General features: G+C 35.0%; 12 protein-coding genes. 10 read left to right on the top strand and 2 right to left on the bottom strand.

Features of this window, described 5'->3' with window-relative positions:
* The 6 genes from DVK85_RS08160 to pruA all read left to right on the top strand — a co-directional run bounded on the left by DVK85_RS08160 (nt 1) and on the right by pruA (nt 6,624).
* Entirely contained in the window at nt 1-1,401 is a 1,401-nt protein-coding gene (locus DVK85_RS08160; protein WP_114677972.1) for a TolC family protein, read from the top strand.
* Between the two features lie 42 nt (nt 1,402-1,443).
* Nucleotides 1,444-2,262 (top strand): type I methionyl aminopeptidase, encoded by an 819-nt coding sequence (gene map, locus DVK85_RS08155; protein WP_114677971.1) that lies wholly within the window; start codon nt 1,444-1,446, stop codon nt 2,260-2,262.
* A 5-nt stretch (nt 2,263-2,267) separates the two neighbouring features.
* Complete coding sequence (locus DVK85_RS08150; RefSeq protein ID WP_114677970.1) at nt 2,268-3,035, top strand: class I SAM-dependent methyltransferase; 768 nt, start codon at nt 2,268-2,270, stop codon at nt 3,033-3,035.
* Between the two features lie 132 nt (nt 3,036-3,167).
* Complete coding sequence (locus tag DVK85_RS08145) at nt 3,168-4,388, top strand: type IX secretion system plug protein (RefSeq protein ID WP_240339607.1); 1,221 nt, start codon at nt 3,168-3,170, stop codon at nt 4,386-4,388.
* Between the two features lie 98 nt (nt 4,389-4,486).
* Nucleotides 4,487-4,873 carry a Co2+/Mg2+ efflux protein ApaG gene (gene apaG / locus DVK85_RS08140; RefSeq protein ID WP_114677968.1) on the top strand — a complete coding sequence of 129 codons (387 nt, stop codon included), beginning with the start codon at nt 4,487-4,489 and terminating at the stop codon, nt 4,871-4,873.
* A 116-nt stretch (nt 4,874-4,989) separates the two neighbouring features.
* A complete protein-coding gene (gene pruA / locus DVK85_RS08135; RefSeq protein ID WP_114677967.1) occupies nt 4,990-6,624 on the top strand; it encodes an L-glutamate gamma-semialdehyde dehydrogenase in 1,635 nt (544 codons plus the stop codon).
* Between the two features lie 287 nt (nt 6,625-6,911).
* On the opposite strand, the gene DVK85_RS08130 is transcribed toward pruA, so the two are convergent.
* Nucleotides 6,912-7,652 (bottom strand): hypothetical protein, encoded by a 741-nt coding sequence (locus DVK85_RS08130; RefSeq protein WP_127960573.1) that lies wholly within the window; start codon nt 7,650-7,652, stop codon nt 6,912-6,914.
* 404 nt (nt 7,653-8,056) lie between these two features.
* Between DVK85_RS08130 and DVK85_RS08125 the strand changes: the two genes are divergently transcribed.
* Nucleotides 8,057-8,353 (top strand): hypothetical protein, encoded by a 297-nt coding sequence (locus tag DVK85_RS08125; protein ID WP_114677965.1) that lies wholly within the window; start codon nt 8,057-8,059, stop codon nt 8,351-8,353.
* Between the two features lie 18 nt (nt 8,354-8,371).
* A complete protein-coding gene (locus tag DVK85_RS08120; RefSeq protein WP_114677964.1) occupies nt 8,372-8,947 on the top strand; it encodes a hypothetical protein in 576 nt (191 codons plus the stop codon).
* Between the two features lie 93 nt (nt 8,948-9,040).
* Here the strand turns inward: DVK85_RS08120 and rsmG are convergent, their stop codons facing one another.
* Nucleotides 9,041-9,670 (bottom strand): 16S rRNA (guanine(527)-N(7))-methyltransferase RsmG, encoded by a 630-nt coding sequence (gene rsmG / locus DVK85_RS08115; RefSeq protein ID WP_114677963.1) that lies wholly within the window; start codon nt 9,668-9,670, stop codon nt 9,041-9,043.
* Between the two features lie 116 nt (nt 9,671-9,786).
* Between rsmG and DVK85_RS08110 the strand changes: the two genes are divergently transcribed.
* Entirely contained in the window at nt 9,787-10,881 is a 1,095-nt protein-coding gene (locus tag DVK85_RS08110) for a fatty acid desaturase family protein (protein WP_114677962.1), read from the top strand.
* 22 nt (nt 10,882-10,903) lie between these two features.
* Nucleotides 10,904-12,085 (top strand): pyridoxal phosphate-dependent aminotransferase, encoded by a 1,182-nt coding sequence (locus tag DVK85_RS08105; RefSeq protein ID WP_114677961.1) that lies wholly within the window; start codon nt 10,904-10,906, stop codon nt 12,083-12,085.
* Nucleotides 12,086-12,130: the final 45 nt, after the last annotated feature.

Here is a 12,130-nt window from a genome sequence, read left to right as displayed (position 1 = left end):
ATGATAATAAAGAGTTATACCTACTGCTTTTTAGCATTCTTTTTATGCCTAATTACTGTTAATGCGCAAGATTTTGACAGTAACACACTCACGTTTAATGAGTATTTGGGGTATGTGAAAAAATACCATCCTATTGTAAAACAAGCCAACCTAGAGATAGACAAAGCACAAGCAGGACTAATGCAGGCACGTGGTGGTTTTGACCCAAAAATAGAAGTAGATTATAACGAAAAAGACTTTACAGACAAAGAGTATTACTCACTACTTACTAGTAGTTTTAAAATACCAACATGGTATGGCATAGAGGTAAAAGCGGGATTTGATAACAGCGAAGGCATTTACTTAAACCCACAAAACACTACTCCAAACCAAGGACTTACATCGCTAGGCATTACCGTACCACTTGGACAAGGACTTTTTATTAATCAACGTATGGCAGATGTAAGAACAGCAAAAATACAACTGCAACTTAGTGATGCTGACCGAAAACTAAAAGCAATTAATGTACTTTATGATGCCGCAGCAGCTTACTTTGATTGGAAAAAAAGCCATAATGAAACTGTACTGTATGAAAATTATTTAACCTATGCCCGCACGCGCTATAATGGTGTATTGCAACTTATAGAGCAAGGTGACAAGCGGGCTATAGATAGTATAGAAGCAGGCATAACCGTAAAAAACAGAAGATTAAACTTAGAAAATGCAAAGCTAAAACTTGCCAAAGCAAAACTAAAACTTGCTAATTACCTCTGGATTAATGATATACCTATCGAACTAGAAGATACCCTACTACCAGAAGAAAACCTTATGGCTACGGTAAAAGAAACCTTAAAAACCAATAATCTTATTACCGAAACCACAATGGTAGATAATCATCCTAAGATAACCTCACTACAAAGCAAAGCGGCTATATTAGAAGTAGAGCGAAAACTACAGGCAAACATGCTATTACCTAAAATAGATGTGGGCTATCATTACCTATCAGAACCATCAAACTTTGACAATTATCGTTTTAACGATTATAAATTCGGGGTCAACTTTGCCTTTCCTGTTTTTTTGAGAAAAGAAAGAGGAAAACTAAAGCTGGCAAAACTAAAAATACAAGACACAAAACTAGAAATTGATAATGAACGTTTGAACCTAAAAAATAAAATTGAGGCACAACAAACAGAAATTACTTCGCTGCAAAAGCAAAAAAACATAATTGATGAGCTTGTAGAAAGCTACTCGACAATGTTACGTTCAGAAGAACGATTGTTTTCTTTTGGAGAAAGCTCATTGTTTCTCATCAACTCGCGCGAAAATAAACTAGTAAGTTCACGCATAGAGCAAATAGCTCTTGAAAACCGTTATCTACTATCAAATGCCGAACTGTTTAAAATAATGGCTAATCCTGATTAAATAATTTTAATTAGTTACTTTTGCAGACTGAAAATTGATGCAATGATTATACCTAAAACACAAGAAGAAATAGAACTAATGCGCGAAAGTGCATTAATTGTTTCTAAAACACTTGGCATGATAGCCACCGAGATAAAACCTGGAATAACTACACTTCAACTAGATAAACTTGCCGAAACTTTTATAAGAGATAACGGTGCAGTACCTGGTTTTTTAGGACTATACGGTTGCCCATCTACCCTACTTACTAGCGTTAATGAACAAGTAGTACATGGGTTACCAACTAATAGACCTATTGAAGAAGGCGATATTGTATCGGTAGATTGTGGCGCTATTAAAAACGAATATTATGGCGACCATGCCTACACATTTGAGATAGGCGAGGTAGCAGAAGATACTCGAAAACTACTTAAAATAACTAAAGAATCGCTTTATGAAGGGATTCGTGAATTTAAGATAGGAAATCGCGTAGAAGATGTAGGCAATGCTATACAACGATATACTGAGGCTCATGGTTATGGTGTAGTACGCGAACTTGTAGGACATGGTTTAGGTAAAAAAATGCACGAAGACCCAAATATGCCAAACTATGGTAAACGTGGTAAAGGTAAAAAGTTTATAGAAGGTATGGTAGTTGCCATAGAGCCAATGATAAACATGGGTACTAAAAACATAAAAACACTTAAAGACGGCTGGACTATAGTAACCCGCGATGGTAAACCAAGCGCACACTTTGAGCATGATGTAGCCTTAGTAAACGGTAAGCCAGAACTGCTTTCTACTTTTGCTTATGTATATCAGGCATTAGGCATAGAAAGTGATGAAGAAAATGAATTCAGAGCTACACCGCTAGTTATATAATTTTCATGAAAAAATTATTCAGACTAGTACTAAATACTATACCAAGACCACTACTTATAAGGCTTAGCTATGTAGTGCGCCCTGTTTTGGCTTTAGCCTTAAAAGGCAATACCTATACTGACCCTATAGACGGCAAGGGTTTTAAAAACTTCTTGCCTTATGGCTACGGGCATCAACGTAATAATGTATTGTCGCCAAGCACTCTTTCTTTAGAAAGGCATCGCTTGTTATGGTTATATTTAAAAAACGAAACTGATTTTTTTACTGCTCCTAAAAAAGTATTGCATTTTGCACCTGAACAAGCATTTTATAAACGCTTTCGTAATCAGAAAAACCTAGATTATACTACTACCGACCTAAACTCGCCACTCGCAGATGTAAAAGCAGACATTTGTAACCTGCCTTTTAAAGACAATAGTTATGATATGATATTGTGTAACCATGTACTGGAACATATTCCTGACGACACAAAAGCAATGCAGGAACTATATAGAGTATTACGACCTGGCGGTATGGGCATTTTCCAGATACCACAAGATCTAAACCGTGACGTGACTTTTGAGGACGACAGCATTACCGACCCAAAAGAGCGTGCTCGTATTTTCGGGCAATATGACCACGTAAGAGTATACGGTCGTGATTATTTCGATAAATTACGTAGTATAGGCTTTAAGGTCACCGAAGAAGATTATACCAATAAAATACTCCCACAAGATGTAGTGCGTTATTGCCTAGCCAAAGGCGAAATAATACCCGTTTGCTTTAAGGGTTAATATTACTATGCAAAGTATTCTTGTTAAGTGGCTAGTATAATATATTTAGTATATTTACGTTCACGAAAATAAAACGTTGCTGTAATGATTAATCCTTTTTTCCGGTCATTTAAAATAGTGCTGTTGCTGTTAATGCCCTTTATAATTAATGCGCAAGTACAACAAGAAACACCACCACCATATAATATAAAAACGGTTTCGTTTAGGCAAAACGACGAAAATGTTTATCCATTTTTTAAGCTTGGAGAATCTTTCCAGCTTACTTTTGATGATCTTTTTGGTAATGAAGCAAACTATTATTATTCGCTTACACACTGTAATTACAACTGGACACCTTCGTCGCAGCTTTCTATTAACGATTATATAGAAGGATTTGATAATCAAAGAATACAAAATTATCAAAACTCCTTTAATACACTACAAATCTATTCGCGCTATACGCTTTCTTTACCTAATAAATTTACCCGAATACTACTCAGCGGAAACTATATGCTGAAAATACTAAATGAAGACCGAGAGGTTGTATTTACTCGAAAAATCATCATTTATGAAAACCAAGTTTCTGTACCTATGCAGGTAAAAAGGACAAGAAACATGGAGCATAGAGAAGAAAAACACAACCTTGATTTTTCTATAAAAACAGAGGCAATAACCTTCCAGAGTCCATTGCAAAATGTAAAAGTGGCACTTTTTCAAAACGGGCGCTTAGATAATGCTGTATACAACATTAAACCACAATACACCATTGGTAACGACCTTATATATAGGTATGACAAAGAAACACAGTTTTGGGCAGGTAATGAATACCTATATTTTGACAACAAAGATATACGTAATGCTGTAAACAATGTATTGCGAATAACAGCAGGCGAAATTTACAACAATATATTATATACCAACGAGGCAAGAGCCAACAAACCTTACACTTATTTCCCTGACATAAATGGCAATTTTTTTATAAACAACACCAGACTAAATGTAGAAAATGTAAATCTTGAGTCGGATTATGCATGGATGTTCTTTAGTCTAAAAGCTCCTGCTTATTTCGGGAAACAAGATATTTATGTGTGTGGTATGTTTAACAATTATGCCAAAACAGAGGAGTATAGAATGGAATATGATAGGGAGACTGCAACGTATAAGAAAGCCATTATGATGAAACAAGGGTTTAATAATTATATGTATGTAGCTGCCGATAAGCGTGGCGTTATAAATGAAGAAGATGCTATAGATGGTAACTTTTACCAAACAGAGAATGATTATACCATACTTGTATACTACAGACGAAATAGCGAACGTTATGATAGAGTTATCGGTATAGGATCTGCAAATTCTGAAAACATTATTAATTAATTTTCAAAGAGTTAAAACAACATTACTGTTAATTTAATATTTGAAACATTACACTACACTATTTAATTTTGTACCTTTGAGAGGGTAAAGCATTTTTTATGGTATCACAAATAACAAGAGGCATTAAAATATCTGTTTCCACTAGTTTTGAAGGGACATACTTCAAGAATTACAGAATACAGTTTGCCTTCAGCTACGAAATTACTATAGAGAACCAGAGTAAAGACTCTGTACAACTTAACACGCGCCATTGGGAAATATTAGACTCACTTAATGATCTCGAAACTGTAGATGGCGAGGGCGTTATTGGTAAAAAACCAGTATTAAAACCAGGCGAAAAACATATTTATAGCTCTGGTTGTCTTCTTGCCTCACCCTTTGGAGCCATGAGAGGATATTTTAATATGGTTAACTTTACTTCTACCCGTTCTTTTAAGGTTATTGTGCCTACTTTTAGGCTTAGTGCTCCTTTTGCACTAAATTAACAATATCTTTATATTACACCCTTTTCGTTACTGTATTTGCAATTATAAGAACAATAATTTCTTGTATATTTGCGATACGTTAATTTTTTAATACTTTATAAAAACACTATATTATTATGCCAAAAGGAATTTATAATGTACCAGATGCGTTTAACGAACCTGTATTATCTTACGCACCAGGAACTAAAGAGAGAGAGCAAGTACTTGCCACCTTTAAAGAAATGTATGCTACTACTGTAGATGTACCTATGTATATAGGCAGCGAAGAGGTACGTACAGGGAAAACACAAACAATGAACCCTCCTTTTGACCATAAAAAAGTAGTGGGTACTTACCATGAAGCAGAAAAAAAACACGTAGAGCAAGCTATTGATGCTGCACTCGAAGCTCGTAAAAAATGGGCGAGCATGGCATGGGAACAAAGAGCTGCTATATTTCTTAAAGCTGCAGATCTTTTGGCAGGACCATATAGAGCAAAAATAAATGCGTCTACTATGATAGCGCAAGCTAAAACAGTACACCAAGCAGAAATTGATGCTGCGTGTGAGTTTATAGACTTCCTACGTTTTAATGTAGAGTTCATGACGCAAATTTATGCTGAACAACCGATATCATCTGAAGGTATTTGGAATAGACTAGAGCACCGCCCATTAGAAGGTTTTATCTATGCCATTACACCGTTTAACTTTACCGCTATTGCTGGTAACTTACCTGCTGCACCTGCCCTTATGGGTAATGTAGTAGTATGGAAGCCAAGTGCTGCACAAGTATATAGTGCTAACATAATTATGGAAGTATTTAAGCTTGCTGGTGTACCAGATGGCGTTATTAATATGGTGCATGGTGACCCTGTTATGATAACAGATACACTTATGGCAAGTCCAGATTTTGCTGGAGTACATTACACAGGTTCTACAACTGTATTTAATGGTATTTGGGCAAAAATAGGTGCTAATATGGGTAAAGGTATTTACAAAACATACCCTAAAATTGTAGGCGAAACAGGTGGTAAAGATTTTATAATTGCACACCCTTCATCTATCCCGGCGCAAGTAGCCACAGGACTATCAAGAGGCGCTTTTGAGTTTCAAGGACAAAAATGTTCTGCTGCATCAAGAGCTTACATTCCTCAATCAATTTGGGGTGCAGTAAAAGAGCATTTAGTAAACGATGTTAAGTCGATGAAAATGGGCTCTCCAGAAGACCCTTCGAACTTTATTACATCTGTAATACACGAAGCTTCTTTTGATAAATTAGCGAAATATATTGACGCTGCAAAAGCAGCTAACGATGCAGAAATTATAGTAGGTGGTACTTATGACAAATCTGAAGGATATTTTATAGCTCCTACAGTTATTGTAACTACAAACCCACAGTATGAAACAATGTACACAGAGCTTTTTGGCCCTGTACTTACTATATATGTATATGAAGATGCTAAATGGGAAGAGACATTAAAATTAGTTGATGAAACCTCTCCTTATGCATTAACAGGTGCTGTATTTAGCCAAGACCGTTATGCTATAGAACAAGCTACTAAAGCACTAGAGAACTGTGCTGGTAACTTCTATATTAACGATAAGCCGACAGGTGCAGTAGTAGGTCAGCAGCCATTTGGTGGCGCTAGAGCATCAGGTACTAATGATAAAGCTGGTTCTATACTTAACCTATTGCGTTGGGTATCGCCAAGAACTATAAAAGAAACTCTTGTAACCCCTACAGATTACAGATATCCTTTCTTAGGAGAATAATACCATATTAGTCATTGCGAGATAACGAAGCAATCTAACAACTCTAAAAAAAATCCCCAAATTGATTATTTGGGGATTTTTTATTTCACTATATCAAGCACAAATCAATCTAAATAGACTTACAGATTGCTTTATAGTGTAATCCTATTTTCATCGAAAAGGTGTACCACTTTCATTATTTCAAAAAATTCATCGTCAAATTCAAATCTATTTAAACAGAAAGCTCTTACCTGTATAAGTAAGAGCTTTTTATATTTAAATATAATCTAAAAATCTATTTAGAGAAATTAACTTTTCTTCTTTAAGTTTTTAAGAATTTTCCTTTCTAATTTCTTGTCCATATCCTTCATTAGCTCCTCAAGGGCACTCTCACACATAGGCAATATTTCACTCGAGTTCAATATGGGAATACCTCCAACACTTAGTACTTTTTGTTTAGAATTTGCCCCTTCTCTTATTACAAATATTTTTTCCCCTTCTTTATCATATACAGCTATACGCATTCTAGCTCTTATTTTAAGTAATGGACCAACTGTAGTAGGTAAAAGATCGAAGCTAAAGCTTACATATATTATTCTGTCTACTTTATCTTTAAATATTTCAGCCATTCCCTCTTCATTTGCTTTACCAAGCGCACCTTCATAAATAGCTTTATAGTCGCCATAAGTTAAAAGTCTATCGTTTTCTTTTGTTTCTACACCTAACATACTAGGTACAAAATTCACGTACTCCGGATCATTTGTCACCTCATCTTCTGGTAGAAAATCATACTGAAAATCTTTTGCGTACTTAGTAAAAAACTGATCGTGAAACTTGTTTAGCAATGGTTCTAAATTAAAATCAGGATCTTCACTAAGATTTAAAACCTTTTCTAATATAGCGCCTGTACCCACTCCAGAAATTTCAGAAAACCCAACTACTTTATTGGTGTAAAAAGTTACTACTGCTGCTTTCTCTACTTGTGCTTGTACATTCGCACAAATAAAAGACATTACCAATAAAAGAGTAAATTGTTTTATTCCTTTCATAATTTTTGTTTTTTTGTTTTGTTATTTTTTTAACACTTGCCAAAACTAAATAAATACTAATTATAAGCAACTATATGACATGTAAACTTTTAGATAAAAAACCAAACAATAGTTAATCGAAGTTATATTGCCGTAAAATTTAGGATTATTAACCACCTAAATAAAAAAACTACACCTTATACTTCATAGCTAAGTGCACTACTTTTTTGGTTTCAAAAAACTCATCAGTAAATATAGTCTGAAGTATTGCAAGCAGTCGCCTTTAATAATCTTCAATTTTCTTTACTCTCTATTTGGTTGTATCAAATAATTATTTTTATTAAAAAAATAATTAACTTATTATTAACATTTATTATCTAGCAATTTACGTAAGTTGCTGATTATTAACTAAAAAATTATTCATTATGAGAAAATTGTATTTACTCTTATTTATATTTAGCTTTTGGAACATAGCTCATGCAGAAAGATGTGGCTGTGGTGAAAAAAAGGACGGACTAACTATTGAATATAGTGTCTTAGGCTCAGGTCAATTAGAATCAAAGTGTTGTGAACCAGGACTTGTTCTTACCTCACTTGCACAACCTGCTATATCTATGACTTGGAGAGACAATGGTAACGGTACATACACTATTACAAGTACAACCGTATATGAAGACCCAAATGAAGCACAAAACGACTGCTGCCCTGATAATGCAGCTTAAGCACAAAACATTTAAAGTATGAAATATAAGTATTTATACATAGTAATATTTGCAGCAACACTAATTAGCTGCAGTGAAGATAAAGCAACAAATTCGAATGATACTGATTTAAACCAAATATCATTACGAGCTGAAAATGCAGAAAAGGGTTCCGTACCTGAAGGAATGTTTATAAAAAAGGTTCTATCAGGTCAACAAGAAGTCGAAACACTCAGCGATTTGATAACACTATACAAGCAAGATGTAAATTTATCAAAAGGTAGTGATTATGATACCAATCTAAAAAATATGTGGATGATTTTAATTTACAAACCACTAATTAGTGAAGGTACGGAACAACAAAAAACATTCTTTATACACGAGCAATTGACATTAGACCATAATCTACCGCATTTAGAAAAATTTGTTAACCTGTTATTGTCTACGGAAAGTATTGATACAAATGAAAAAGACCTAATATTTGAAAAGTTTTTCAGTATAAATAAAACCGCTATAAATTCAATCATTTGGAAAAATCCCGAAGAGAAAGCAGAAAAAAATCAAGAGTTAGTAATGCTGGGGCGCAATTATGGCTTAATTAATAAAAGTCTTTAAATTTAGATGATAGAGTCGCTATAAGCGACTCTATCATCTAAATAGTGACTTGATAAAACAGTTGCTTTTTAACAAGTTGGCAAAACTACTAACTCACACCTTATATTTCATAGCTAAGTGCACTACTTTTTTGGTTTCAAAAAACTCATCAGTAAAATAATCTGATAAATTGTATAACGTTACTTTCTGGAATACTTGTAACTCCTCTGTAAGGTCGCCCCCTTTCAGGTATAGTACACCGTTTGGCAAATCATGATTTTGCTCTTTTTTCACCTTACCTCTAACCCATTTTACAAAATCGGGCATATTCGTTACAGCACGACTCACAATAAAATCAAATTCTCCTATAACATTTTCAGCGCGTTTTTGTTCCGCTTCTACATTGGTAAGACCAAGTGCAGCGGCAACTTCTTGTACTACCTTAATTTTCTTAGCGATAACATCTATCAAGTAAAAATCAGTTTCAGGATATAGTATTGCCAGCGGTATACCAGGAAAACCACCTCCAGTACCCACATCTAGAACAGTTGCCCCTGGTTTAAACGGCATTACTTTTGCTATACCTAGCGAGTGTAGTACGTGTTTTGTATATAAAGCATCAATATCCTTGCGCGATATTACGTTTATTTTTGCGTTCCAGTCCGTGTATAGTGCTTCGAGTTGTGCAAATTGTTCTAACTGAGTTTCGGTAAGGTTTGGGAATTGCCTGATTATCTCCTGCATTATTTTTAATTTTTAACAAAAGTAAGCATTTCACATAACAAAATTCGATCAATTTACATGCTTAAATACGCATTAATAACTACCTTTGAAAACTATAGAATTTTTTACATTAGATTATGAACATAACCCCTCCCGTATTCTCTAAAAGAGACTCCATAAAATTTTTCAGGACACTTAACAAGCGTGTAAACGAATACTTTAAGGAAAATAACCTTAAAAAAACTGGAAACTGGAAACTACACCTTAAAACCATAATAATGTTTGCTGCGTTACTAGCGCCTTACTTTATATTGCTAACCCTTAGCATACCTGTTTGGGGGCAATTATTGCTCACCATTCTTATGGGTATAGGTATGGCTGGTATAGGTATGAATGTAATGCACGATGCTAACCATGGCTCTTATTCTTCTAAATCGTGGCTAAACGAAATTATGGGTGGTAGTATTTACCTATTGGCAGGTAATGTTTACAACTGGCAAGTACAACACAATGTATTACACCACACCTATACTAACATTCATGGACATGACGAAGATTTAGATGCTGGTAGAGTGATTCGTTTTACGCAACATGCTAAATGGATGAAACTCCACAAGTTTCAGCACTACTACTCTATATTTTTATATGGTTTACTAACCTTTAACTGGGCATTGACTACCGATATTAAACAAATGAGAAACTATATTAAAAGAGGTTTATCTTACGGTAAATTTCGTAGTCCTGTAAAACAATGGACGGTACTTGTAGTAACAAAATTGCTTTATGTACTAGTATGGTTTGTAGTACCAATGTTATTAGGCATAGTATGGTGGAAAGTACTTATAGGCTTTTTTGTAATGCACTATACAGCCGGATTAATATTAAGTGTTGTTTTTCAGTTAGCACACGTAGTAGAAGAAACACAAAACCCTGTCCCTGATGAAAACGGTGAAATGGAAAATACTTGGGCGGTACACCAATTGTATACTACTGCTAACTTTGCTCCTAAAAACAAAATTGTAAACTGGTTTACGGGCGGACTTAACCACCAGATAGAGCACCATATTTTCCCGAATATAAGCCATATACACTATAGCGAAATTGCTAAAATTGTAAAAGAAACGGCGCGCGAACATAACCTGCCATATCATGAGTTTACAACTATGCGCGAAGCTGTAGCAGCCCACTTTAAACATTTAAAAGAACTGGGTATGAAACCAGCTCTTAATTAAAACCTAAATATCTACTATAACAATGAATGTGCTTTCTGACAGAATTAACAACCTATCTACATCACAAACCCTTGCTATGGCTGCCAAAGCCAGAGAATTAAAAGCAGAAGGGAAAGATATTATCAGTTTAAGTTTGGGTGAGCCCGATTTTAACACACCCGACTTTATTAAAGAAGCAGCCAAAAAGGCTATTGACGAAAACTACAGTAGTTACACACCTGTAGATGGTTATGTAGAGCTTAAAGAGGCTATTTGCCGAAAATTTAAACGAGATAATAATCTTGATTATAAATCATCGCAAATTGTAGTATCTACAGGAGCAAAACAATCATTATACAATATTGCTCAAGTAATGCTTAACGATGGTGACGAGGTAATACTACCTGCACCATACTGGGTTAGTTATTACGAAATTATAAAACTATCTGGCGGTGTACCCGTGGTAGTACCTACATCTATAGATACTGATTTTAAAATGACTGCTGAGCAACTGGAAGCAGCCATTACACCAAAAACAAAAATGATGTGGTTTAGCTCGCCATGTAACCCAAGTGGCTCTATATACAGCAAAACAGAGCTTACTGCACTTGCCGAGGTCTTGAAAAAACATGATATCTATGCGGTATCAGATGAAATATATGAGCACATTAATTTCGCAGGAGATTATTGCAGTATCGGTTCAATACCAGGTATGCTCGATAAAACAATAACAGTTAATGGTGTAGCGAAAGCATTTGCGATGACAGGCTGGCGTATTGGTTACATAGGTGCTCCAGAATTTATAGCTAAAGCATGTACAAAAATACAAGGGCAGGTTACTAGTGGTGCTAACAGTATTGCACAGCGCGCTACTATTGCTGCTGTAGATGCCGACCCAAAAGTATTAAAACATATGGTTGATGCTTTCCATAAGCGTCGTGACCTTGTTATTAGTCTGATGAATGATATACCAGGTTTTAAAAACAATGTTCCTGAAGGGGCTTTTTATGTATTCCCAGATATTTCTGCATACTTTGGTAAAACGCTAAAAGGAGTAGAAATTAAAAATGCAGATGACTTCTCGATGTTCTTATTAGAGCATGCCAATGTAGCTACTGTAACAGGTGAAGCTTTTGGTAACCCACACTGTATTCGTTTCTCTTACGCTACCAGCGAAGAATTACTTACAGAGGCTTTACGAAGAATAAAAGAGGCTGTATCTTAAATTAAAGTATATTATAATATAATCCCGCTTCGGCGGGATTTTTTG

It is taken from the genome of Flavobacterium arcticum, assembly GCF_003344925.1.
GTDB classification, from domain to species: Bacteria; Bacteroidota; Bacteroidia; order Flavobacteriales; family Flavobacteriaceae; genus Flavobacterium; species Flavobacterium arcticum.
Note: the sequence above shows the minus strand (reverse complement) of the source record. Positions and strands in the feature narration are given on the sequence as shown.

Bases quoted from the DNA above. Each gene is read 5' to 3' on its own strand.
- DVK85_RS08160 (WP_114677972.1), top strand. From the start codon at position 1: ATGATAATAAAGAGTTATACCTACTGCTTTTTAGCATTCTTTTTATGC.
- map (WP_114677971.1), top strand. From the start codon at position 1,444: ATGATTATACCTAAAACACAAGAAGAAATAGAACTAATGCGCGAAAGT.
- DVK85_RS08150 (WP_114677970.1), top strand. From the start codon at position 2,268: ATGAAAAAATTATTCAGACTAGTACTAAATACTATACCAAGACCACTA.
- DVK85_RS08145 (WP_240339607.1), top strand. From the start codon at position 3,168: ATGCCCTTTATAATTAATGCGCAAGTACAACAAGAAACACCACCACCA.
- apaG (WP_114677968.1), top strand. From the start codon at position 4,487: ATGGTATCACAAATAACAAGAGGCATTAAAATATCTGTTTCCACTAGT.
- pruA (WP_114677967.1), top strand. From the start codon at position 4,990: ATGCCAAAAGGAATTTATAATGTACCAGATGCGTTTAACGAACCTGTA.
- DVK85_RS08130 (WP_127960573.1), bottom strand. From the start codon at position 7,652: ATGAAAGGAATAAAACAATTTACTCTTTTATTGGTAATGTCTTTTATT.
- DVK85_RS08125 (WP_114677965.1), top strand. From the start codon at position 8,057: ATGAGAAAATTGTATTTACTCTTATTTATATTTAGCTTTTGGAACATA.
- DVK85_RS08120 (WP_114677964.1), top strand. From the start codon at position 8,372: ATGAAATATAAGTATTTATACATAGTAATATTTGCAGCAACACTAATT.
- rsmG (WP_114677963.1), bottom strand. From the start codon at position 9,670: ATGCAGGAGATAATCAGGCAATTCCCAAACCTTACCGAAACTCAGTTA.
- DVK85_RS08110 (WP_114677962.1), top strand. From the start codon at position 9,787: ATGAACATAACCCCTCCCGTATTCTCTAAAAGAGACTCCATAAAATTT.
- DVK85_RS08105 (WP_114677961.1), top strand. From the start codon at position 10,904: ATGAATGTGCTTTCTGACAGAATTAACAACCTATCTACATCACAAACC.